Raw genomic sequence first — 21,681 nt, 5'->3', positions numbered from 1 at the left:
GGTCTCAGGACTTGGCTGGCACTGCCACAGTTTCCAGGATCTTTGCCGTCAATTGCCGCGATAGCAATGTACGACGGCTTTCATACATGGAGTTGAACACCATTCTGTGCGCAATTACCTCATGGAACACGGCATGGATATCCTCAGGGTACAGGTAGTCACGATTCATGAGCCATGCATGTACACGTGCAGCCTTCAACAGCATGCCCATGCCACGCGGGCTGGCACCAGCCTGAATCAAACGGTGCATATCCACCCCGTCAAGCGCTATGCCAAAACTTTCAGGTTTTTGTGTCGCAGACCATAAGTCCATGACATATTCTTCCAGCGCAGGAGATGACTGCACATGGTTTTGCACCACATCGGAAAAGTCATTCAACTGGTCAAATGCCAGCAGGCCTGACTCCACTTTTTGCGTGAGCTTCTCTGCATGCTGGAACTTGGTATCGAATACCAGGGACTTGCGCAGCTCGCGGTCGTCCGGGATATCAATCGCAATTTCCATCATGAAGCGGTCACGCGCAGCCGATGGAATTTCAAAGGTTTCATTCTTCTCCACTTGGTTGCGGTCAGCAAATACCACCATGTGCGGCAAACGATATTCTTTCTTGAATGCATGTAGATGGCGTTCCGCCATCACACGCAGCATCAGTGCATGTACCTGAGGACGGGCGCGGTTGATTTCATTGAAGAAGAATACGGAAAGTTTTTCGCCAGCGCGTAACAAAGGGCCTTCGTCAATCTGCGGGCGACCTTCGGGGCCAAGAAAAGTGTGATAGACCAAGTCGTTAGGCATCAGGTCCACCGTACCCTCAATACGCTCATAAGCGCCGCCTATGCCACGAGCCACGGATTGCAACAGCGTGGTCTTGCCTACCCCGACCCCGCCCTCGAGCATCACATGGCCTCTTGCGAAAATTGCAATATTGATCAGTCGTATGGCGGCGTCCTGGCCCACGATCACGCCCTGAACCTCATTTTCCAGTTTCAGGGCACGGGTTCTCCAATCTGCCAACTGGGTATCGATAGCTGCACTTGCCATGTCACTTCCTAATCTTGAATAAACGGTAGGATAAAATATACAGATCTGTATATTAATGTAGTATGGCTGCGATATTATTTTTTCGCAATACAATTTAGAAAAATTCCCGAAATCCGGGCATTGTTGGGAAATTCTCCCAGCCATAACAGATGGTCAATACAGAGTAATCAGGCAGAAAATGATGAAGGATATAGCCAGGATTGAAGTTGGAATTCATCATCAACCAATGGCTATTTACAGCAAATACCATGTAGTAGATATGGCATACGATTAAGAGATCACTGTTCAGAATCATAACCTGCTCTAGCAGACAAGCATGAAGATCATCCAGTCAGAGCTCGTTAAATCAGATTACCTTTTCTGGCAATGCGGACAGTAGAAAGTGGAGCGTTGTCCCAACCTGATGCTGAGTATAGGAGTCCCGCAAATCTTGCAAGGCTGGCCAGTACGGCCATAAACAAAATACTCTTGCTGGAAATAACCAGGATTGCCGTCCGCACCAAAAAAGTCGCGCAAACTGCTCCCACCAGCCTGCAAGGCGTCGTGCAAAGTAGCCTTGATCTCTGCAACCAGTCTTTCGCATTCGGGCAGTCCCAGCTGGTTGGCTGCCTTCTCGGGATGAATGCGAGCACGGAACAATGACTCGCTTGCATAGATATTACCCACCCCCACCACCAGATGGCTATCCATGATCACGTTCTTGATACAGGAACTGCGGGTGCGGATCTGGCTATATAGCCAGGTACCAGTAAAGACGTCATCAAGCGGTTCCGGCCCGAGTACACTCAAGAGCGCATGGGTGGCTGGATCCAGCCCCGCCCAGAGCACAGCCCCAAAACGTCGGGGATCCCGTAGACGCATCACACGGCCATCCGTGAAATGGATATCAAAATGATCATGCTTTTCTGGCTGGATATCACACTGTAGCAAGCAGAGCCTGCCAGACATGCCGAGATGGAGTATCAGCGCGCCACTTTCAAACCGGGCAATAATATATTTGCCGCGACGACTGAGTTCAAGCAGCTTCTTATCTACCAGGGTTTGCTGGAGATGATCGGGAATGGGCCAGCGCATTGAAGGTTGTCGCACAATGACCTGTGCGACAACCTGTCCCAGAAGCGGCACCAAGCCGCGGCGGGTCACTTCAACTTCTGGTAGCTCTGGCATTAATACTGGCTTGAGTGTCTGGCCTTAGTTGGCAAGACCTATAGGTGGGTTCAGCAAGGTAAAGCCGATATCGGATGGGAAATGATAACGCATTCCCTCATCAGGACGCCCTATAATCATCTCCGGCGCTTCCTGCAACTTGTCAAAATGCACACTCTTGCCACCCTTGAGCTTGACCGAGAATGAAGGATAAGTGGCCTTGCGATCCGGTGTATACGGCTCCACCGCGGTAGCACGGATCTTACTCCAATAACTTTCATACCATTCGTTCATGGCATTCTGGTCCGGCTTGGCATTTTCCAGGGACACCTTCCATTTGCCATCATCAGCCAGGTCCACCTGCAAACGCACTTCTTCCCATTGCTCCAGCCTGGAGAAATCGAAACCCGCGACTTTTTCCCCGGGCCTCAGCGGGCTTTTGTCCAGTAGCTCGACAACCTGCGTGGCAGCAGTCTCAGAATAGATAGGCGGCACCAGATAGACTGCATCCTTGTAAGCCACATACTGCTCGGAACTGACAGGATTATAGATACCGAACAAAAACTCTTCATTATCAAGCTTGATCTTGAGACGCGGATTATCCAGGCCAAAGCGCGCAAGGTCATTGGCAGGAAATTGATCCGGACTGTTGGCAGCCACAATGGAGACAATACGTTGTACCGTCATCTGGTCTGCGCGAGCCTTGTAAGGCTGGGACAGGTACCAGAACCCATCCACCTTATCAAACACCACGGGTGCCTTGGCAGGAAACTCTATACTCAGCCTGCTGAAATCAGCAAGCTTGAGCGCAGACACCGGATATTGCTGTACGGATTCTTCCTTTTGCTGCGGCCTGAGATAGAGGAATGCAACAATCCCGGCAATCACCAGCAGCAGTGCAAAGTTAACCAGCCAACGTGCTCTCATGCCTTGCGACGCCTCCACCAGATCACCACACCAATAATGACCAGCACCACCGGCAAGATTCGGCTGAAACCGAGGAACACTGACTGAGCCAACAGATTGGACCATCCTTCTGAAGGAATGATCACGTTGACGTCCTTCAGTGGCTTGGGCTGGATCGTGATCAAACGGTCATCACCGGCAAGCCAGTTGACCATATTGAGGCCAAGGTCGAGATTGCCACCATTGCCCAGGAAGGTATTGGACAAGAAGTTGCCATTACCCACCACTACCACGCGCTGGCCCTTTTCGCCGTATTTACGCTCCATGGCTACCGCAATATTGATAGGACCGGGAATGTCCTTCTTGTTGTCGAAACTGACCTTGTCATTGATTTCACCGGTTTCAAGCCAGCCATTAGGTGCAACTTCAACAATATTGGAAACCTGCCAGCCATTATCATAGGTCCCTGCAGCAGTAAGCATGCGCGCTTCCGGGAACAAGGTACGCAACATGAAGTTCTTGGTGATGGCGTGCACGCCATACTGGTTGGCAAAGGCGATCTTGGCATCCGCACCATATTGCTTGGCTGACAAATCCACCACCATCCCCGGGGTCAATTCCAGGCCCAGGTACTCGGCAACCGGTTGCAAGCCATGCAGGTTTTTCTCGTCATCAATCAACCAGAACAGGTTGCCGCCAGCATCGAGGTAATCCTTGATCTTTTTGACTTCAATTTCAGTCACGTCAACCTGCGGGCTGGCGATAACCAACATGGCACCATTATGTGGAACGGCCTGGGCAATCAACAGGTCAGGATTGGCAAGCTTGAAACCCTTCTTTTCCAAGTGCTTGCCGAAATCTCCGATATCATGGTTCTTGACACCTATTAGGCTACGCTCCCCATGCCCATCCAGGAACATGATGGCATTCTGGTTGGTACGCGACAGCCTTACCATCAGGTTGGTCATTTCCTGTTCAATGAAGGCCTGTGGCGGCACGATATGTTCTGTGCGCTTGTTGAACTCGACCACCAGTTCGATTTCCGAGCGCACACCAGCATCCTGCGTCGCCTTCGGCTCTTCTGCCGGATTGACGAACTCCAGCTTGATATCAGGCTTCACACGTTGGTAACGCTCGACAAACTTATGGATGAACTTGCGGTAAGACTCATCCTTGGTCACATAGGCCGTGATCGTGATCGGCCCATTCATTTGCTTCAATACGTTAACGCTGCCTTCAGTCAGCGTATTGCGGCTACCCTGGGTAACGTCCCGGCTGGCATGGTACTCATGCGACAGAAAGCCGATCAGGAAGATAAACACCAGAAACAGTACAACAAAAAAGCTGTTCTGCACGAACAATTGAAAGCGTAGTTTGCGATTGGTTTTCATAAAGTCTCTCGATCAGCCACGCAAGCGATCAGCATCCAGTCTACGGATAGTCAGGGTCAGGAAAGTCACGATAAACAACACGAAATAAGCAATGTCTCGCGTATCAACCAGACCGCGCGAAAAAGGCTCGAAGTGCTTCATCAAGGAAAGGTAGGCCACCGTATTGCTGGGATCTCCTGCCAGGAAGTGGTCCAGCAGCAGCAAGGCGAACAATGCAACAAAGGTAATGATTGCCGCCACTACGGGTTGCTGGGTGGTGCTGGAAACATAAATGCCCAGCGCACAGAAACTAGCGACCAGCAGCCACAAACCTGCAATATTGGAAAGCACAAACCCCGTATCAATATCAGCCCACAGGTTAAGTGAGAACATCATGGAACCGATCAACAGGATGGTAATCGTGAGAAATGTCACTAAACCAAAAAACTTGCCCAGGACTATCTCCGTCAGTGACAACGGCGCACTGAACAAAAATGGCAGGGTTTGCTGGCGACGCTCTTCACTGATGAGCCGCATGGAGAGCAAGGGCACTGCAAACAGCATGATGAAGGAGGCGATGCCAAATACATTGCTGCCGACAAATTCGGTTACGCCTATCCGCTGGTCTGGGCGCATGGCACCGGACATGGTCAGGAAGTATTGGTCTATACCCATCAGGAAAAATGTAGCGAACACAAACTGCAGCAAAGCCAGGATTACCCAGCCCATGGGCGAGGAAAACAGCCCCTTCAGTTCTTTTCTGGCAATATTGATGATCATGAATGAAGCACCCTCTTGGGAAAACTGCACCTATCAGGCAGCAGCTGGTTCCTGGAATGTTAATTGAACGAAAACTTCTTCAAGGCTGGTCTGATCAGGATTGATCTGGAACAAACCCCATCCCTGGCTGACAGCTGCTTGCACCAGCGCTTCAGCAGGCACATGGCCAGGTGTGTGGTGTACGCGCAGGAACCCGCCTTCAACAGCATCCACACTTTCAACACCGGGGATGGCAAGCAGTGACTCAGTGGCAGGTGGATGATGCAAGCCCAGCAATAACCGGTTGCCGTGACGCTGTTCCTTAAGCACATCGATAGAACCGTTAAACACAAGGGAACCCTTGTGTATGATCTGCACCCGATCACAGACCATCTCGACCTCAGGCAGGATGTGGGTGGAAAGAATGACGCTATGCTCCCCCCCCAGCTCCTTGATCAGGGCACGGATGTCACGAATCTGAATCGGATCAAGGCCAACCGTTGGCTCATCCAGAATCACCACCATGGGGTTATGAATGATCGCCTGTGCAATCCCGACGCGTTGCTGGTAGCCTTTGGAAAGATTCTCGATCAGGCGCTTGCCCATTTCAGTGAGACCGCAGCGCTGCTTGGCGATATCCACCGCTTTTTTGATATGGCCACGGCTGACCCGGTGCAAACGTGCGGCAATCGTCAGAAACTCATCTACCGTCAGTTCGCGATAGAGGGGCGGCTGCTCTGGGAGATATCCGATCAGCGCCTTGGCATCCTTGGGTTTTTCGATCATGTCGATACCGCAAATTTTCACCGAGCCGTTGCTGGGCGCAAGATTGCCAGTCAACATCTTCATTGTGGTCGACTTACCAGCCCCATTCGGGCCGAGAAAACCCAGGACCTCTCCCTTGTTCAGCGAAAAGCTCACATTGCTGACTGCTGCACGACCGCCATATTTGCGGGTTAAATCTGATGCCTCTACGGTAATAGTCGTCATAAATTCTATGGGATATCCGGTTTAAGGGGTGCTAAGTTAAAAAAACGCCTGACAACTGTCAAGCGCGAAGTATTTTAATCCAAGGTGGTCGCCGGGAATATATTGATGTTGTCACTATTGAAAAATCATAATTAAAACGGCTATAGTCGAACTTCATTATGGATGAACTTGCAGCTAGTGTCACGGACTAAGCATAGAGATGCAAAATCCTGCAAAGGTTTCCTCTATGCCATTGAAACCGGGACAGCAAATCCTCATATTTGACATCATCAATCTAGCAATGAGACCTCTTATAAAATGCCTATCAGCAAAATTATTAAAATAACCGTCGCCTCCGCGGTAATGACACTAGGCATGAACCATGCAACCTTTGCCGCTACCCAGACCACGGCCAGTAATCCTGATGAGCCTGCGTTAACAGGGGAATTTGTCTACAAATACCTGATCGGGGAAATCGCCGGCCAACGTGGCCAATATGACTTGGCAAGTGCCGTATTTCTGGATCTGGCAAAAGGCAGCAAGGATTCCCGACTGGCCGAACGCGCAGCCAAAACCGCCGTGATCGGCAATGACGGCAGGACAGCGATTGAAGCCGCCAATCTCTGGTCGCAGCTGGATCCCGAGTCAACAGAAGCCCATCAGGCATTGACTCAGATGTTGATCAACACCGGAAAATTATCCGAGGCAAAACCTCACCTGCAGAAACTATTGGCAAATGAAGAAGCTCGCCCCAGCGGCTTCATGTTCCTGAACAGCCTGCTTTCCCGGCAACCCAACAAGGCTGCAGTGCTCACGCTGGTTCAGGATTTGGCCAAAAGTTATCCCGAGCTTCCGGAAGCCCACTTTTCAATTGCACATGCCGCATGGAATGCAGGCGATATCCAGCTGGCGCTGAACGAACTCAATACCGCCAACCAGATGCGTCCAGGCTGGGAAATGGCAGCCCTGATGCAAGGCCAGGTCCTGCTTGGGCAATCCCCTGACCAGGCAGTCACCTTCTATCGCCAATACCTAAGCAAATATCCCGAAGCCAATGAAGTCCGTCTGGCCATGGCCCGCATCCTGGCTGGCCAAAAGAAATTTGACGAAGCCAAGGATGAGTTCATCAAGTTGATACAGGCCTCCAATGGCAATCCGGAGATCCTGGTCGTTGTAGGCCTGCTTTCACTACAGTCAGGAGAGCTGGATGAAGCTGAGAAATACCTGACCCAGGCGTTGGCGAAAGATTTCAAGGATAAAGACCAGGCCTATATCTATCTGGGGCAGATCGCCGAGAAAAAACGCAATGACGATGAGGCCGTCGGCTGGTATAGCAAAGTATCCCCCGGTGAAGTGCGGTATGTAGATGCCCAACTGGGAGTAGCCAATGTCATTGCCCGCAAGCAAGGCATAGACGCCGCCATCAACTCACTGGAAAACCTCAAGGGCCTGACAGATGTCCAGCGCGCTGCAGTAGTGCACGCCCAGGCAAATGTATTGACGCAGGCAAAGCGCCACCAAGAGGCATTCACCCGGCTTGAGAACGCCATTAATACGTTGCCGAACAGCCCAGAGTTGATCTATGACTATGCCATGGCCGCCGAACGCGTACAGAAACTGGATGTCATGGAAAGGGAACTACGCAAACTGATCAAACTGCAGCCTGAATTCTCACAAGCCTACAATGCCCTCGGCTACTCACTGGCTGATCGCAACATCAAGCTGGAGGAAGCGAAAACACTGATAGAAAAAGCCCATGCATTAAGCCCGGATGACCACTATATTCTCGACAGCATGGGCTGGGTCTACTATCGCCTTGGCAAGCTCGATACGGCATTGGACTACCTGCGCCGCGCATATTCACAGCAAAGCGACCCGGAAATTGCTGCCCACCTTGGCGAAGTCTTATGGAAGCAAGGCAAGCGCGATGAAGCCGTGCAAACCTGGGAAGCTGCCTTGGCAGAATTTCCTGAAAACGAAGTATTGCTAAGCACCAACAGGAAATTCAAGCGCTAGCATGCAATACCCATTTCGCTGGCTGGCCAGCCTTGCCCTATTATTGCTGGCTGGCTGTGCCAGCATGCCCAGCGGCCCGTCCTTACCTCCCAGCACACCAGAGCTGCACCAGCAACATCTAGAAACGGTCGCACGCATCAAGTCATTCAAACTTCAGGGTCGCATTGGCGTGCAAACGGCAGCCAAGGGATTTTCGGGGTCTACCCAATGGCGACATGCTGCAAGCAACGACGATATTGCCCTGTTCTCGCCGCTGGGCAGCCAGGTTGCCACAATTAGCCGCTCCCCTGATGGTGTCAGCCTCAAGACCAGCGATAACAAGGCCTATCAGGCCCAGGATGCTGAAACGCTGACAGAACAGAATCTCGGCTGGCGCCTGCCCATGACCGGGCTTTCTGACTGGGCACTGGGGAAACCAAGCCATACTGCCATTGAATCCTCCACGTGGGACGAGCAAGGACGCCTGCTCACGCTCAAGCAAGACGGCTGGGATATCGAATATGGGCAATATGTCCTTGCAGACGGCTACCAGCTCCCTAGCAAAATTACACTGCGCAGCGCGCAGCTGACCCTCAAGCTGATTGTGCAGCAATGGCAATCCTTGAATCAATAAACCCTAAAGACCATTCACTTTCACCAATGCAAGACTTTCAGCTATTTCCGGCACCCGCGAAAATCAACTTGTTTTTGCATATTATCGGCCGGCGCAGCGACGGATATCACCTGTTGCAAAGCGTTTTCCGCCTGCTCGAGTTTGGCGATACCGTCCATATCAGGCCACGTAAGGACGGCCTTATCCAGCGCAGCTTGGCCATACAGGGCGTGCCTGAAGAGCAAGATCTCTGCATGCGTGCTGCAAAACTGCTAAAGCAACATACGAACAGCAAGTGGGGCACTGATATTTTTGTCACAAAACGCACTCCTATGGGAGGCGGCCTGGGCGGGGGAAGTTCAGATGCCGCCACCGTGCTGTTGGCACTCAATCGCCTGTGGCAGCTTGATCTCAGCCGTACAGAGCTCATCTCACTTGGCCTGCAGTTGGGAGCAGACGTACCTTTTTTTATTTTTGGTGAAAACGCCTGGGTGGAAGGTATAGGCGAAAAATTGCAGTCAATTCAATTACCTTCCGCACATTACCTGGTATTGACTCCACAAGTGCACATTTCGACTGCAGAAATTTTTGCATCGAGGGAATTGACAAGGAACACGAATCCCACGACAATAGCGGCCTTTCTGAGGGACTTGGTTCACAACGATCTCGAAACTGTGGTTTGTCAGCAATATCCCGCTGTTGCAAGCTGCCTGGAATGGCTAACGCAATTTTCGCAGGCTCGCATGAGTGGTTCTGGCGCTTCAGTGTTCGTAGAGATGCAGAGCCAGGAAGAAGCAGAAGCTGTGTTGGCAAGAGTCACTGAACGTCGTGAGCTGCAAGAAATTGCAGGATGTGAGATTTCAGGATTCTATGCAAAAGGTTTACACCAGCATCCGCTGCACAGCTTTGCAACCTGAGGAAACCGATCAATTGGGGAGTCGCCAAGCTGGTTAAGGCACCGGATTTTGATTCCGGCATGCGAAGGTTCGAATCCTTCTTCCCCAGCCAGAATAAAAGCGTGTAACTTAAAAAATTACACGCTTTTGTTTTTTGTACGCGATTTATTAACAAAAGGATTCCACTGTGGCCCGCGGCGACATGATGGTATTTACCGGCAATGCGAACCGTACGCTTGCCGAAGAAGTAGTAAACCACTTGGGCATAGAGCTGGGGCGCGCGACAGTCGATCGCTTCAGTGATGGCGAGGTGATGGTCGAGTTGCTGGACAATGTCCGCGGCAAGGACGTGTTCATCCTGCAATCCACCTGTATGCCAACCAATGACAATCTCATGGAAGTCATGGTGATGGTTGATGCGTTACGTCGGTCCTCTGCGGGCCGCATTACAGCAGCAATTCCATATTTCGGCTACGCCCGCCAGGATAGGCGGCCACGCTCTGCACGTGTAGCGATCACTGCCAAGGTGATCGCCAACATGCTTACCAGCGTTGGAGTTAACCGCCTGCTGACCATGGACTTGCACTCGGACCAGATTCAGGGATTTTTCGACATTCCTGTCGACAATATTTATGCAACGCCTATCTTGCTTGACGACTTGCTCAAGCAAAATCATGAAAACCTGGTAGTCGTATCACCCGATGTTGGCGGCGTTGTACGGGCACGTGCAGCAGCGAAGCAGCTGAACGTAGATCTGGCCATTATCGACAAGCGCCGCCCAAAACCAAATGTGGCCAAGGTAATGAATATCATCGGGGATGTGAATGACCGCACCTGTGTGCTGATGGATGATATGGTAGACACTGCCAATACTTTGTGTGAAGCTGCCGTTGCCCTCAAGCAACAAGGCGCTCGCAAGGTCATTGCCTATTGCACCCACCCAGTGCTTTCGGGTGAGGCAGTATCAAGAATTACCAATTCCGAGCTGGATGAACTGGTAGTGACCAACACCATCCCATTGCGTTCCAATGCACTCTCATCCTCCAAGATCAGATTGCTGAGCACTGCACAACTGTTTGCGGAAACCATACGCCGCATCAGCAATGAAGACTCTGTAAGCTCGATGTTTGCAGAATAAGTTTCGGTCAATGCGAATGCATTGACCTTATTCTGTTATCTGGTCGCGGATAACAGGCAACCCAGAGCTCTAGGGCTCTTTTTAGGAGTAGTAAAATGGCTATTGTAATTAAAGCAAGCACGCGCGAAGGCAAAGGTACGGGTGCGAGCCGCCGTCTCCGTCGCGCTGGCAATGTTCCAGGCGTAGTATACGGTGGTGAAAAAGAAGCGGTCAGCCTCGAGTTCAACCACAAGGAACTGTTCCTTGAGTTCCGTCACGAGGCTTTCCATGCCTCTATCCTGACACTGGATATCGGCGGCAAGAAAGAACAAGTGCTGCTGCGTGACTATCAACTGCATCCAGTCCGCAACACCATCCAGCACATTGACTTCCAGCGTGTTAGCGCATCCGAGAAGATTCACGTAAAGGTGCCTTTGCACTTCATCAACGCTGAAATCGCTCCGGGCGTGAAGCTGGGTGGCGGCATTGTGGCTCACATCCTGACAGAAGCCGATGTTAGCTGCCTGCCTAAGGATTTGCCGGAATTCATCGAAGTTGACCTGGCAAACCTGGAAGCGGGCCACTCTATCCACCTGTCTGAAATCAAGCTGCCCAAGGGTGTTGAGTTCGTACAATTGGCGCATGAAAATGATGCTGCAGTTGCGTCGATCGCCAAGCCTCGCGGCGGTGCAGCTGCTGATGACACTGCTGTTGAAGGTGACGAAGCAGCAGAATAATCTCGCTGCTTGATGCTTAAACGCGCGTTCCGGGCAACCGGAACGCGCGTATTCATTTAAAGATCAGCATATTTATGACCGGTATCAAGCTTTTTGTAGGCCTGGGTAACCCTGGTGACCAATATGAAGACACCCGCCACAATGCTGGCTTCTGGTGGATAGACCAGGTATGCGCAGAGACTTCCAGCAAGACCAGCCTGGAAACCAAGTTTTTCGGCCATAGTGGCCGACTCAATCATGGCCAGGAAGCATGGCTATTAAAGCCAACCACGTTCATGAATGCGAGCGGTCGCTCCGTGGCTGCGCTTGCCCGTTTTTACAAGATTCCTGCTGAAGCGATCATGGTGATCCATGATGAATTGGATCTGGCCCCTGGTACAGTACGTCTTAAAAAAGGCGGTGGACACGGTGGACATAATGGCCTCAAAGACATTGCAGCATGTCTGGGTACAAATGATTTCTGGCGTCTTCGCCTCGGTATAGGCCATCCTGGAGATCGCAATGCTGTTGTGCATTACGTGCTGAAACCCCCATTGCGTGAAGAAATGCAGCAGATCGAATGTGCCATGGATGACGGCACCCGTGTATTGCCATTGCTGCTGGATGGGAAGTTTGAAGAAGCCATGCTCAAACTGCACACCAAACCAAAACAGAATTAATCCTTAACTCCGGAACAGGCAAATCATTATGAAATGCGGCATTGTTGGCCTACCTAATGTAGGAAAATCCACCCTCTTCAACGCAATTACCCGCGCAGGCATCGAAGCCGCCAATTACCCGTTCTGCACCATAGAACCGAACGTTGGTATCGTTGAAGTGCCTGACCCGCGTTTGCAACCACTCATTGACATCGTCAATCCGCAGAAAATCCAGCCTGCCATCGTCGAGTTCGTGGACATCGCCGGCCTGGTTGCAGGCGCTTCCAAAGGCGAAGGCCTGGGTAATAAATTCCTGGCGAATATCCGTGAAACCGATGCAATTGCCCACGTTGTGCGCTGCTTTGACGATGGCAATATTGTTCACGTTGCAGGCAAGGTAGATCCGCTGGCTGATATAGAAACCATCAACACCGAACTTGCCTTGGCCGATATGGAAACGGTTGAGAAAACCTTCCAGCGCGAACAGAAAAAAGCCAAATCAGGCGATAAAGAAGCGATCGCCCTCTGCAGTGTCCTGGAAAAAGTACAAAAGCACCTGGACCAAGGCCACCCTGTACGTACTCTGGGATTGGATGAAGACCAACTCAAACTGATCAAGCCCTTGTGCCTGATCACGGTCAAGCCGGTGATGTATCTTGCCAACGTTGACGAAAGCGGTTTTGAAAATAACCCCCTCCTTGACAAGGTAGTTGAGCTGGGCAAAAAAGAAGGTGCGCCCGTGGTCTCCATCTGCGCCAAGATCGAAAGCGAGATCGCCGACCTGGAAGATGAAGACAAGGCCATGTTCCTCTCTGAACTTGGCCTGGAAGAGCCTGGCCTGGATCGCGTCATCCGTGCCGCCTATGATCTGTTGGGCCTGCAAACCTACTTCACTGCCGGCGTGAAGGAAGTACGCGCGTGGACTGTACGCAAAGGCTCAACAGCACCACAAGCTGCCGGGGTGATCCATACTGATTTTGAGCGAGGCTTCATCCGGGCCGAAGTGATTGCTTATGACGAATATGTCAGGCATAAAGGCGAAAAAGGCGCTCAGGAGGCCGGGAAAATGCGCCTGGAAGGCAAGGAATACATCGTGCAGGATGGTGACGTAATGCACTTCAGATTTAATGTATAAAGCTACATTTTCGATTTAACTCAACCCCCGGTAAACCGGGGGTTGACTGGCCGGAAGCACCAAGGATACCTCTCAATCGGCGAGTACCGGAATGCCCTGCCAGATTGAAAGGAGCGCCTTACTCCGGACTTGCCTGGAGATCACGGCGCTTGCGGATTTCATCCATGACCTCACCTGTACTCCACGCATGCTGCAGAAAATCCGCCACAACCTTTTCCTCATCATCACTCAACGGGTCAAGACCGCTTTGCTGCAAACGTAACTTGAATTGATTAAGGTCCATGACGTTGCCATCGGATGAAAAAGTCATCATTAAGTCCTTGTACACATGATTGGCGTGAAATTTTTCCAGTATCATCAATAATTCATGAGCTGATTCGGATGACGCTGATCTGCCCATCGGACTCCAACCGCATCTCCTTCACATCGGCCAAATCGCTCACGCCTTCTTCCCGCAGCTTGGCCATGAGCTCCTCCTTGGTAATCCACTCTCGCCGAACGTTATGCCACTGAATTTTTCCACCTTTCACCAGCATCATGGTGGAAGCTTCAGTAAACCGCCTGATGACAGGAATGCGATAACTCAAATAGTCAAAAAGCAGATTCCAGACCAACAAGGTCGACACCAGTAATACACCGTCTGCAATGGTTTTGGCATCAGCACTCATCGCGTTTTGTGACGCATCCGCCACAATCACCACAAACAGGAAATCCCCTATGCCAAGATCGCCTACATCTCGCCGTAGAACAAAACGGAAAATGACAAACAGAAACCAAAACATAAGGGAGCCGCGTAGCACGATTTCCCAAGGTGATACGCTAAAGCTGAAAAGCTCCATAACCTGTCATCCATACCACGATATCTAATCATTTTAAGCACCCAATTTGTCGTAGCATGTAGGCCATTTTCGCCACTCGCTGTAGGAAAGCATCCGATAAGATTGGCTCGTCCTCTTGTCTCCTACAAGAAAATCAGCAGACTCTGATTCCATGAGTCAGCATCAGCAGGCAGTATGAAACACCACTTTTTTTTCCGCCTGGAGGGGTTTATGTCCCAATCTACTGCCGGTAAATGTCTTAATCTGCTAGCCCTTCTTTTAGTGATCATGCCGATGCTGTTGTCTGATCTCGTTGCGGCTGAAAAACTTTCATCCAAGGATAAAGGCTATATGCAAGATATTGCCCGCCTTGGAATATTACAGATGGAGGCAAGTGAGTTAGCCATCGTCAAATCCAGCAATGGCAAAGTGAAAGAGTTTGCACGCGATTTGATCAAGGAGCGGCATGAAATCACTGAACAACTTAAACAACTAGCCCAGAGAAAGCAAACCAAGTTGCCTGATGAACCGTCACTCGTCCAGAAAGCCCGGTACGGTTTTCTATCCTCCAAGGATGGGGCAGATTTTGACCGGTCTTATGCAAAAACCATAGGCGTCAGCGCGCAACAGGATGCTGTCAAATTATTTAGTAAAACGGCATCGCGCGCAGAAGATCCAGAGCTCAAATCCTTCGCCTTGCAATATCTTCCTGCACTTGAAAGCCACCTTCAAGAAGCCAGAGTGCTGCGAGAAGACTTTGTTGCGCAGGAATAAACTATCTAGGGTCCGCATGCAGAAGGTGAAACTATCGTTTCCTATCTCGTTCAGGATATTCAAAACCTGAAATGTCTTGAGCAATTCAATTAAAGTTTGTTGTCATATTGTCTTACATCCTTATAAGACACAGGCTTATAAAACCGCAGCCCCAGCTCTTGAATAATTAAGACACTTTCCTCGGCGATGGAGAAATGAGTTAGTAATCGCCAGGGTAACTTTTTCTTAAACTTCATAACGGAGGAGCATGATGGTACAAACACATTCTTCATCACCGCGCGGGTTCGCGGCAATGAGTGCCGAGAAGCAGCGCAAAATTGCCAGCATGGGGGGCAAGGCCGCCCACGCAAAAGGAACCGCTCACGAGTTTGATTCTACAACAGCCAGGATTGCGGGCAAGAAAGGCGGGCAGGCCGCCCATGCAAAAGGAACCGCCCATGTATTTAGTTCGCAAGAGGCGCGGCTGGCCGGCCTGAAGAGCGGGAAACGCTAGCCTGCGACGAGTAGTTTCGCAATAAAAATAAAGCCAGGATATCCTGGCTTTATTTCCAACAAAAAATCAGGTCAACTTGCAGCGCTTCACAGCACGCCTCTCATCATTAAAAATGCATGATGCTCGGCATATAGCTCACTGCCTTTCTCCAGTACCGCTTTATAGATACGGGTGGCCTTCAATCCCTCTTGACGGTGATGCATCAGGGGCGACATCAAATTGATCAAACAATCCATAATTTCATTCTGGCTGCTGTTTTCACTTACTTGCTCCAGCATATGCACCTCTTGTCCGACAAAAGCATGCGCATCAAGCCCAGCAATACCAGCTGTCCGTCCAGGACAATTTCTTTCCAGATGGATCAGGCGCTTTCTATCATTTGTATCGTGAGCTAGCCACTCTCTCAATATTTCTAGCTCATAGCCTTCGGGCAACTTCCTCTCTTGAGCCAAAGTGAGCCAGATACGGGTTTGCTCAACACTGGACGCTGTAGCCCATCCATCGCTACATAACTGCATCACCAATATGGCAACTGAGGGAGCTGGCAGCAATTTCTCACTCCTCCCGCATTCATAACACTCAGCCTTATAGGCCTGCTCCAGGCAATCCACCCGTGACTGCATGACAAATAGCAACTCTTCCTGCAAATCAAAATTTGCCACTATCTGGGAAACTTTTAATCCCATCTGACTCAGCTTGTACCCTTTCTGGACACGCTCAAGCAACGCTGTTTTTTCCTGTTCTGAGACAGCTTCCTTCAGCAAGGATTGAAGCATGGTGAGTGCACACACCAAGCCGGCATCGCCCTCCGTGGCATTCAAGGTAAAATAAGGCGGTTTTATCTCCAGTTCGTTCAATTCATATGCTACAACCAGCATATCCAGTGACAGTAGCTCGCCTCCTAGGCTAAAGCCTATGATTTCCGGAAGATATCGATCCGCATGATGCCCAAGAGCCAAACTAATGGCTCCATGCACGAAATACTTATTTTGCAGGCCACGCCAATTGGAGTTTCCACATTCATTCGACACAAGCAATTGCTCATAAAGCGCGACATGATTACAACTTGTATCTCCATTCCCCACAGTCTTCAAATAAGATTTGCAAAGGGGGGCAAACTGGGGATCACGCCACCGTTTCAGAAAACCATAAAAGCATGCGCCTTCCACCATCCTTCTGGGAGCCATTGCCTGCAAGAAATGTAACGCGTGCGCTTTACTTGTAAAGTATCGGCGCTTGCCGCCTTCGTGGCGCATCTGCAAATATTTACGATATCCTTGAACCGTCTGCTTGCCCTGCTGCTCCAGCCATGTTTGTATTGCTGGAATCGAGGCTGGCAGCTTTCCAGGCATAGATTCCGCTTGCTGCAGGCAATTGGCAAGATATTGGTGAGCCTTGATATGTGCTTGGGCGCTTATAACCGGCTGAGTTAGTGCATGATAAAGCTGGCGAGAAACCGCTACTTCTGGCTCTCTCTTGGATGATAAGGGATAGGCACTGCGCCGATGGACCACCGCAGGGCGCTCTGTCAAAAGCAATAACTTAGGAACAGATCCGAATCCGAAGGACTTACTTGATGCAATTTCTTCCATGATCCACCCCCCGCATTGATTTGAATGCATATATAGGCAATCATTCTCTGCTTCAGATATAGAAGAAAATATCAGACAGATTCCCAATATTTCGTAGGAAAAAACGACACGACTGAGTCACCCAAACTGCCGGGATCTGGAATACATAGATACTACTGGCATAACAGCTGCCTGTAACAGGCGAGCACGAATTTTTAGCAGAAAATATTTATAAAAATCTTTAATAAACACTTACTTAAATAAATCACGCGAGAAAAATTATTCGCTATTGATAACTGCGTTCATTGTCTACCTTCATGGATCCATGTCGTTTTGTGGTTTAGTCTCGAAGAAAAAATTAAGTAATAAATCACTTTCAGCTTTGACATTACATCCACTAGAAAATAGAATAGCGGGCTTGGTCAAATCAGTCAGTTTCTGGTGATGTAGCTCAGCTGGTTAGAGCACAGGATTCATAATCCTGGGGTCGAGGGTTCAAGTCCCCCCATCACCACCAAATACCTTTCCAGAGAAATCCAGGAAAGTCTAAAAACCCGCGTAACTGCGGGTTTTTTATTGTCTTTGCATCCCCATATGTCTGAGCTGGCAACCCTGGATCTCCTAGGACTCTTAACGAAGTAGGCATTGGCATCAAATCGGTTCACTGGTCGAAGTGCCAGCTCCTGCATTGCAACCTTGAACTTGTCCCAGCTAGTCATACCTAGACTCAACACTTCCTTTACCTCCTTAGGGTCAAACGATCTACTATGTGGAATCCTGACCATGCCTATCCTATCATCCAGAGCGATCTGCAAGGTATTGTTGCATACGACTCTGCCTGAGGTGAACTGGGCTGTGGTTGCCAGTGAGACTTTATTGCCCAGGACGTGCCAGGGAAGTTCGTTGGCATAGGCCATAGTGTGGACTACATGTGACATTGTGAGCTCCTGAAATGCAAAAACCCCGAGACGTAGAAAGTAACGGGGCTGTAAATGAATGAATTGTTGTACTCAGTGATTCAAATTACTGATGGTCTTGGTGTTGCTTATCGTATTGATCAAAGTAGTCGGTGATGATTTTAGCCAGAGCTCCCATCAATGCGAGCAAGATGGTTCGCATCACATATGCAAAGGCCATACACATGGTTTATTTCCTAGGTAATGGTTACTAAGTTCTTATACCTAGATAGTGGTGAGATATTGAGAGGGCCTAGCTTAGTTTGCAGGGTAGGTGGTTTCAGCTGTCCACTGACCTGGTAATTGGGCATGTAATTGCCAAAATTGATCTGCAATGTCTGATGTCTCTTTGGAGCCGGGGTTCACGAACGTTGTGATTGTGATGGTCGCCACATGAATGCTCTGCTCTTTGAAAGATTCAAAAAGCCCAAGTGCCAATGCTCTTATACCTGCCTTACCAATGCTTAAGGACAAGTAATCAGGGCTTGGGTAGAGCGCAAAGCCTCCACCTGTCAGCAAAATAGTACCGTTCTTGGCATCTGCCATTGTTGTAGCTACAGCTTGCACCGCTGCCAAAGCACCACCAATATTGACGGCCAAGTCACTTACAAAGGTTTCTTTAGATTGGCCTGCAATAGTGGCCTGACGGAGGCTTGCAGCGTTGTAATGCAACACATCAATATTGCCGTATTTGCTTTCAACATCAGCAATGAGAGAGGCTACCTGGGCTGGATCAGTGGCATCAACAGTCCTTGCCTCTGCTTGAAAGCCTTTGCTAGTCAATTGTTGAATCAAGGTTTGAGTGTTTTCAGCGTTACGGTTAGCCAAAATGACACGGAAGCCTTCTTTTGCAAAACGTTCAGCAGTTGCGATGCCGATACCTGCGCCAGAGCCAATACCAAGAAATGTTTTCATGTGATTTCCTTATGAAATTTTAATTCGCATAATCGCCATCCATTAACTTTCCCTTGGAAGGCTTGGATAACAACTTATACAGCGTGTGTCATTGTGCTAGTTACAAAAATAATGATAAACAACATAATGTTAAAAATATTGTTTACTGAAAGTATAGAATGGATCGATTCATAAGCATGCAGGTGTATGCCTCTGTGGTGGAACTTGGGAGTTTCACGGCTGCAGCCAATGCATTCCGGATATCCCCTGCAATGGTGACCAAGCATATCAATCAAATCGAGAAGCGACTGGATGCCACCCTCATCAAGCGAACGACAAGAAGGTTGCAGGTTACTGAGGTAGGCAAAGAATATTACGAAAGCTGTAAGGAGATTCTCAAGCAAGTTGAGGCAGCTGAAGCGGGAGCTGCGATACGCAGCGGCAAACCTAAAGGACTTCTTAGGGTGACAGCCTCTATTTGGTACGGCTCAATTACCCTCACACCAATTGTTTGTGACTATCTTGCAGAATTCCCTGATGTCAGTATCGAGCTATCGCTATCCGATAGGTTTGTTGACATTATTGATGAGGGTTTTGATGTGGCAATACGCATTGGCGATTTATCGGACTCTTCATATATCGCCCGCAAACTTTCCACCTTTGAGTTATCCATCTGCGCTTCACCGTCATACTTGACCATTCATGGTACTCCTGTAAAACCAGAAGACTTGAAAGACCATCAGTGCTTGGGGTTTACCAACTGGCGTAGTCATAGTGGTTGGAAGGTAGTAGAAAAATCAATTACAGGCCACAGCAACAACTATTCTCGGTTCGACTCAAACAATGGACAAGCCCTGCGTGAAGCGGCTTTAAAGGGGATTGGCATCATCATGATGCCCAAAATCCTAATGGAGGATGACATCAGCAATGGCCGCTTAATTGAGGTACTTAAGCCTTTCACTCCCCCGTCAAGGCCTGTTAGTGCCGTTTACCCCAAAGAAAGGCAAGCCACTCCGAAATTGGCATCCTTCATTGAGTACCTGGTAGGTAGAGTCAAATGAAATTGATACTATTTGCCACTACCCTACTCCTCCTAGCCTCCCTTAACGTACACGCTGATACCCTCACAGGAAAAGTTGCTAAGGTAGCCGAATATCCATCATCAAAAGATTTGAAAAAGTCTTGGGTGCTCCAGCTATATTCAATTTAAGCTGATATCGATGTATGGCAAATGGAAGGATTATGGTAATAACTATAAGGAAGCATTCCTCAAAACCATGTCGAACTCGGAAGAATCGAAACAAGTTCAGTTTAAAAACAATTCTTCACCTTGCCTCCTCTCTTCTAACATCCTATTTTTATTACCCAAAAGACCGGTAAGCAATTAAAATACCATTAACATTAATACGACTGATTATTTATCTTTGATGCGGATTCTGTACCATTTATACCTTATTGTCTTACGCAAGGAGGGGCTATGACACTTGAAAACATGCGCTCCAAGATTTTGAAGGTAGCTAGCAATCTATTTGAATCTCGTGGCATCAATGCCTCTGGAGTAGATACAATCATTGCTGAGGCAGGAGTAGCAAAAGCAACTCTGTACAAGCACTTCCCAAGCAAAGATCTACTTATCATTGCTTTCTTACGCAGTAATGCAGACAACTTTCTTGAATGGTTGAAATTTTGCCTAAAAGAGAAACCGAGTGACCCTGCAGAAAAATTGATTCAGCTTTGCGAGTTGCTGGAAGAGCATATATTGAATGCCAAATCCAAAGGCTTGCCTTTTCATTTGGCCTCAGTAGAATTTCCTGACCCCAATCATCCCGTTCACAAGTATTCTGTTCGCCTTGCCAAAGAACTGCAGTCTTACCTTGTAAGTTTAGCTAACGAAGCTGGCGTAGTTGAAGCTGAGTCTTTAAGTCAGCAAATTATAATGCTGTTTGAAGGTGCCTCTCTGGTCGAAAGGTTGAGTCCAGGCAATGGGGCTACAGGTCGCGCAAAGCAAGCAGCTTCTCTTCTCATCCGAGCATCACTCGTATGACTTTTTGCCAAGGCCTGCTGGAGGCATTGTTAATGCTGGATAAGTACAATGAACCTTGGCTAGCGCCAACTGTAATTGGGTGAGTTCATTTAAGGCAATTTCACCACTTTGAATAAATGTCAAAAATGCTGATCGCTGATCCTCAGGCAGCATCATTGCTTGTGGAAACTGGCATTTCATTTTCTCCATATTTTCTCGCATTGAGTAAAAATGGCTTGGCACATATGGGCTGGGAATACTAGGATCAATTGGAGAAATAGCTAATTTATCAATCTCAATGCCTTTCGTTGCTATTTCCGGAAGTAAAAAGAATTGATAGCTCACCAAGCCTACAGCCGCTGCAATAACCGCCAAATAATATTTTTTGAATGTTGGCCTGCGGGAACCAGCCAATAAGGCATCAATTGCATTATTCGCAATATCCCAAGAAACGTTGCCTTCGTTGCGAACTTGCATTCGCAACGTCCCAATAATTACCATTGCGACCTGCTCTGCAACCACGTCTGGGTGCTTTGCCCCAATTTTGGAAATTTCAGAAGTAATTAATCCACGTAAAATTTCAAGATCTGTTGCATCAATGTACTCAATACTCTCCATTGACAATGCCTTAACAAGTCCAATGATTCTATTTCTAGGCACCTTACCCGCTTTGTGCATAGCATCAACTAAGTTTTTCTTAGTAAAAAAGCTTTCAACCACAGGTTCTCCAATAATCCTTTGAATCATGATTAAGAGATTTCAGTATCACCCTGCGGCAATCAATCTCAAGCATATACTGAGCAGTATACTAAAAGCATGATCAACTTAT

General features: G+C 49.0%; 23 protein-coding genes and 2 tRNA genes. 13 read left to right on the top strand and 12 right to left on the bottom strand.

The window, feature by feature from the left end; all coding sequences use genetic code 11:
* Window positions 1–4 precede the first annotated feature (4 nt).
* The 6 genes from LG200_RS02165 to LG200_RS02140 all read right to left on the bottom strand — a co-directional run bounded on the left by LG200_RS02165 (window position 5) and on the right by LG200_RS02140 (window position 6,213).
* Window positions 5–1,042, bottom strand: coding sequence for an AAA family ATPase (locus LG200_RS02165; protein WP_226755955.1), 1,038 nt, complete (start codon window positions 1,040–1,042; stop codon window positions 5–7).
* 351 nt (window positions 1,043–1,393) lie between these two features.
* Window positions 1,394–2,209 carry a bifunctional DNA-formamidopyrimidine glycosylase/DNA-(apurinic or apyrimidinic site) lyase gene (mutM, locus tag LG200_RS02160; protein WP_226755954.1) on the bottom strand — a complete coding sequence of 272 codons (816 nt, stop codon included), beginning with the start codon at window positions 2,207–2,209 and terminating at the stop codon, window positions 1,394–1,396.
* A gap of 24 nt (window positions 2,210–2,233) precedes the next feature.
* Window positions 2,234–3,115, bottom strand: a complete 882-nt coding sequence (locus LG200_RS02155) for a DUF4340 domain-containing protein (protein ID WP_226755953.1) — start codon at window positions 3,113–3,115, stop codon at window positions 2,234–2,236.
* Window positions 3,112–4,485 carry a GldG family protein gene (locus LG200_RS02150; protein ID WP_226755952.1) on the bottom strand — a complete coding sequence of 458 codons (1,374 nt, stop codon included), beginning with the start codon at window positions 4,483–4,485 and terminating at the stop codon, window positions 3,112–3,114. The genes LG200_RS02155 and LG200_RS02150 overlap by 4 nt, the downstream gene beginning before the upstream one ends.
* A 12-nt stretch (window positions 4,486–4,497) precedes the next feature.
* Entirely contained in the window at window positions 4,498–5,244 is a 747-nt protein-coding gene (locus LG200_RS02145; protein WP_226755951.1) for an ABC transporter permease, read from the bottom strand.
* Between the two features lie 33 nt (window positions 5,245–5,277).
* Window positions 5,278–6,213, bottom strand: a complete 936-nt coding sequence (locus LG200_RS02140) for an ABC transporter ATP-binding protein (protein WP_226755950.1) — start codon at window positions 6,211–6,213, stop codon at window positions 5,278–5,280.
* A 354-nt stretch (window positions 6,214–6,567) separates the two neighbouring features.
* Here LG200_RS02140 and LG200_RS02135 point away from each other — a divergent pair, with 354 nt between their 5' ends.
* The 8 genes from LG200_RS02135 (at window position 6,568) to ychF (ending at window position 13,323) form a co-directional block, all read left to right on the top strand.
* Window positions 6,568–8,208 carry a tetratricopeptide repeat protein gene (locus tag LG200_RS02135; RefSeq protein WP_226755949.1) on the top strand — a complete coding sequence of 547 codons (1,641 nt, stop codon included), beginning with the start codon at window positions 6,568–6,570 and terminating at the stop codon, window positions 8,206–8,208.
* A gap of 1 nt (window position 8,209) precedes the next feature.
* Window positions 8,210–8,821 (top strand): lipoprotein insertase outer membrane protein LolB, encoded by a 612-nt coding sequence (lolB, locus tag LG200_RS02130; protein ID WP_226755948.1) that lies wholly within the window; start codon window positions 8,210–8,212, stop codon window positions 8,819–8,821.
* Between the two features lie 26 nt (window positions 8,822–8,847).
* Window positions 8,848–9,717, top strand: a complete 870-nt coding sequence (gene ispE, locus LG200_RS02125; RefSeq protein WP_226755947.1) for a 4-(cytidine 5'-diphospho)-2-C-methyl-D-erythritol kinase — start codon at window positions 8,848–8,850, stop codon at window positions 9,715–9,717.
* A gap of 14 nt (window positions 9,718–9,731) precedes the next feature.
* A tRNA-Gln gene (locus LG200_RS02120) sits at window positions 9,732–9,808 on the top strand.
* A gap of 90 nt (window positions 9,809–9,898) precedes the next feature.
* Window positions 9,899–10,834, top strand: coding sequence for a ribose-phosphate pyrophosphokinase (locus tag LG200_RS02115; protein WP_226757279.1), 936 nt, complete (start codon window positions 9,899–9,901; stop codon window positions 10,832–10,834).
* A gap of 95 nt (window positions 10,835–10,929) precedes the next feature.
* Window positions 10,930–11,550 carry a 50S ribosomal protein L25/general stress protein Ctc gene (locus tag LG200_RS02110; protein ID WP_226755946.1) on the top strand — a complete coding sequence of 207 codons (621 nt, stop codon included), beginning with the start codon at window positions 10,930–10,932 and terminating at the stop codon, window positions 11,548–11,550.
* Window positions 11,551–11,624: 74 nt separating this feature from the next.
* Window positions 11,625–12,209, top strand: coding sequence for an aminoacyl-tRNA hydrolase (gene pth / locus LG200_RS02105; RefSeq protein ID WP_226755945.1), 585 nt, complete (start codon window positions 11,625–11,627; stop codon window positions 12,207–12,209).
* Between the two features lie 28 nt (window positions 12,210–12,237).
* The gene (gene ychF / locus LG200_RS02100; RefSeq protein ID WP_226755944.1) at window positions 12,238–13,323 is read left to right on the top strand and encodes a redox-regulated ATPase YchF; all 1,086 of its coding nucleotides are present in this window, start codon (window positions 12,238–12,240) and stop codon (window positions 13,321–13,323) included.
* Window positions 13,324–13,441: 118 nt separating this feature from the next.
* On the opposite strand, the gene LG200_RS02095 is transcribed toward ychF, so the two are convergent.
* Together LG200_RS02095 and LG200_RS02090 are read right to left on the bottom strand one after the other, a co-directional pair.
* Window positions 13,442–13,636, bottom strand: a complete 195-nt coding sequence (locus LG200_RS02095) for a hypothetical protein (protein ID WP_226755943.1) — start codon at window positions 13,634–13,636, stop codon at window positions 13,442–13,444.
* A gap of 52 nt (window positions 13,637–13,688) precedes the next feature.
* Entirely contained in the window at window positions 13,689–14,105 is a 417-nt protein-coding gene (locus LG200_RS02090; protein WP_226755942.1) for a DUF421 domain-containing protein, read from the bottom strand.
* A gap of 267 nt (window positions 14,106–14,372) precedes the next feature.
* On the opposite strand from LG200_RS02090, the gene LG200_RS02085 reads away from it, so the two are divergent.
* Together LG200_RS02085 and LG200_RS02080 are read left to right on the top strand one after the other, a co-directional pair.
* Window positions 14,373–14,915, top strand: coding sequence for a DUF4142 domain-containing protein (locus tag LG200_RS02085; RefSeq protein WP_226755941.1), 543 nt, complete (start codon window positions 14,373–14,375; stop codon window positions 14,913–14,915).
* Between the two features lie 247 nt (window positions 14,916–15,162).
* Entirely contained in the window at window positions 15,163–15,408 is a 246-nt protein-coding gene (locus LG200_RS02080; protein ID WP_226755940.1) for a KGG domain-containing protein, read from the top strand.
* A gap of 86 nt (window positions 15,409–15,494) precedes the next feature.
* On the opposite strand, the gene LG200_RS02075 is transcribed toward LG200_RS02080, so the two are convergent.
* Window positions 15,495–17,000, bottom strand: a complete 1,506-nt coding sequence (locus LG200_RS02075; RefSeq protein WP_226755939.1) for an iron-containing redox enzyme family protein — start codon at window positions 16,998–17,000, stop codon at window positions 15,495–15,497.
* 419 nt (window positions 17,001–17,419) lie between these two features.
* On the opposite strand from LG200_RS02075, the gene LG200_RS02070 reads away from it, so the two are divergent.
* Window positions 17,420–17,496, top strand: a tRNA-Met gene (locus tag LG200_RS02070).
* Here LG200_RS02070 and LG200_RS14185 read toward each other — a convergent pair.
* Window positions 17,453–17,896 carry a DUF932 domain-containing protein gene (locus LG200_RS14185; RefSeq protein ID WP_226757278.1) on the bottom strand — a complete coding sequence of 148 codons (444 nt, stop codon included), beginning with the start codon at window positions 17,894–17,896 and terminating at the stop codon, window positions 17,453–17,455. The two genes, LG200_RS02070 and LG200_RS14185, sit on opposite strands and share 44 nt — an antisense overlap.
* A gap of 297 nt (window positions 17,897–18,193) precedes the next feature.
* Window positions 18,194–18,850, bottom strand: coding sequence for an SDR family NAD(P)-dependent oxidoreductase (locus tag LG200_RS02060; RefSeq protein ID WP_226755938.1), 657 nt, complete (start codon window positions 18,848–18,850; stop codon window positions 18,194–18,196).
* A 158-nt stretch (window positions 18,851–19,008) separates the two neighbouring features.
* On the opposite strand from LG200_RS02060, the gene LG200_RS02055 reads away from it, so the two are divergent.
* Both LG200_RS02055 and LG200_RS02050 read left to right on the top strand, forming a co-directional pair.
* Window positions 19,009–19,890: a LysR family transcriptional regulator gene (locus LG200_RS02055; protein ID WP_226755937.1), complete on the top strand. Its 882-nt coding sequence runs from the start codon at window positions 19,009–19,011 to the stop codon at window positions 19,888–19,890.
* Window positions 19,891–20,306: 416 nt separating this feature from the next.
* Window positions 20,307–20,873, top strand: a complete 567-nt coding sequence (locus LG200_RS02050) for a TetR/AcrR family transcriptional regulator (protein WP_226755936.1) — start codon at window positions 20,307–20,309, stop codon at window positions 20,871–20,873.
* Here the strand turns inward: LG200_RS02050 and LG200_RS02045 are convergent.
* Window positions 20,862–21,599, bottom strand: a complete 738-nt coding sequence (locus LG200_RS02045) for a hypothetical protein (protein WP_226755935.1) — start codon at window positions 21,597–21,599, stop codon at window positions 20,862–20,864. The genes LG200_RS02050 and LG200_RS02045 overlap by 12 nt on opposite strands.
* Between the last annotated feature and the right edge of the window lie 82 nt (window positions 21,600–21,681).

Origin of the sequence: Methylobacillus caricis, from assembly GCF_020532705.1 — a bacterium.
Taxonomy (GTDB): Bacteria; Pseudomonadota; Gammaproteobacteria; order Burkholderiales; family Methylophilaceae; genus Methylobacillus; species Methylobacillus caricis.
The sequence above is the reverse complement of the archived record's forward strand: the minus strand, read 5'-3'. Positions and strand labels throughout refer to the sequence as shown.

Bases quoted from the DNA above. Each gene is read 5' to 3' on its own strand.
- LG200_RS02165 (WP_226755955.1), bottom strand. From the start codon at position 1,042: ATGGCAAGTGCAGCTATCGATACCCAGTTGGCAGATTGGAGAACCCGT.
- mutM (WP_226755954.1), bottom strand. From the start codon at position 2,209: ATGCCAGAGCTACCAGAAGTTGAAGTGACCCGCCGCGGCTTGGTGCCG.
- LG200_RS02155 (WP_226755953.1), bottom strand. From the start codon at position 3,115: ATGAGAGCACGTTGGCTGGTTAACTTTGCACTGCTGCTGGTGATTGCC.
- LG200_RS02150 (WP_226755952.1), bottom strand. From the start codon at position 4,485: ATGAAAACCAATCGCAAACTACGCTTTCAATTGTTCGTGCAGAACAGC.
- LG200_RS02145 (WP_226755951.1), bottom strand. From the start codon at position 5,244: ATGATCATCAATATTGCCAGAAAAGAACTGAAGGGGCTGTTTTCCTCG.
- LG200_RS02140 (WP_226755950.1), bottom strand. From the start codon at position 6,213: ATGACGACTATTACCGTAGAGGCATCAGATTTAACCCGCAAATATGGC.
- LG200_RS02135 (WP_226755949.1), top strand. From the start codon at position 6,568: ATGAACCATGCAACCTTTGCCGCTACCCAGACCACGGCCAGTAATCCT.
- lolB (WP_226755948.1), top strand. From the start codon at position 8,210: ATGCAATACCCATTTCGCTGGCTGGCCAGCCTTGCCCTATTATTGCTG.
- ispE (WP_226755947.1), top strand. From the start codon at position 8,848: ATGCAAGACTTTCAGCTATTTCCGGCACCCGCGAAAATCAACTTGTTT.
- LG200_RS02115 (WP_226757279.1), top strand. From the start codon at position 9,899: ATGATGGTATTTACCGGCAATGCGAACCGTACGCTTGCCGAAGAAGTA.
- LG200_RS02110 (WP_226755946.1), top strand. From the start codon at position 10,930: ATGGCTATTGTAATTAAAGCAAGCACGCGCGAAGGCAAAGGTACGGGT.
- pth (WP_226755945.1), top strand. From the start codon at position 11,625: ATGACCGGTATCAAGCTTTTTGTAGGCCTGGGTAACCCTGGTGACCAA.
- ychF (WP_226755944.1), top strand. From the start codon at position 12,238: ATGAAATGCGGCATTGTTGGCCTACCTAATGTAGGAAAATCCACCCTC.
- LG200_RS02095 (WP_226755943.1), bottom strand. From the start codon at position 13,636: ATGATGACTTTTTCATCCGATGGCAACGTCATGGACCTTAATCAATTC.
- LG200_RS02090 (WP_226755942.1), bottom strand. From the start codon at position 14,105: ATGTTTTGGTTTCTGTTTGTCATTTTCCGTTTTGTTCTACGGCGAGAT.
- LG200_RS02085 (WP_226755941.1), top strand. From the start codon at position 14,373: ATGTCCCAATCTACTGCCGGTAAATGTCTTAATCTGCTAGCCCTTCTT.
- LG200_RS02080 (WP_226755940.1), top strand. From the start codon at position 15,163: ATGATGGTACAAACACATTCTTCATCACCGCGCGGGTTCGCGGCAATG.
- LG200_RS02075 (WP_226755939.1), bottom strand. From the start codon at position 17,000: ATGGAAGAAATTGCATCAAGTAAGTCCTTCGGATTCGGATCTGTTCCT.
- LG200_RS14185 (WP_226757278.1), bottom strand. From the start codon at position 17,896: ATGGCCTATGCCAACGAACTTCCCTGGCACGTCCTGGGCAATAAAGTC.
- LG200_RS02060 (WP_226755938.1), bottom strand. From the start codon at position 18,850: ATGAAAACATTTCTTGGTATTGGCTCTGGCGCAGGTATCGGCATCGCA.
- LG200_RS02055 (WP_226755937.1), top strand. From the start codon at position 19,009: ATGGATCGATTCATAAGCATGCAGGTGTATGCCTCTGTGGTGGAACTT.
- LG200_RS02050 (WP_226755936.1), top strand. From the start codon at position 20,307: ATGACACTTGAAAACATGCGCTCCAAGATTTTGAAGGTAGCTAGCAAT.
- LG200_RS02045 (WP_226755935.1), bottom strand. From the start codon at position 21,599: ATGATTCAAAGGATTATTGGAGAACCTGTGGTTGAAAGCTTTTTTACT.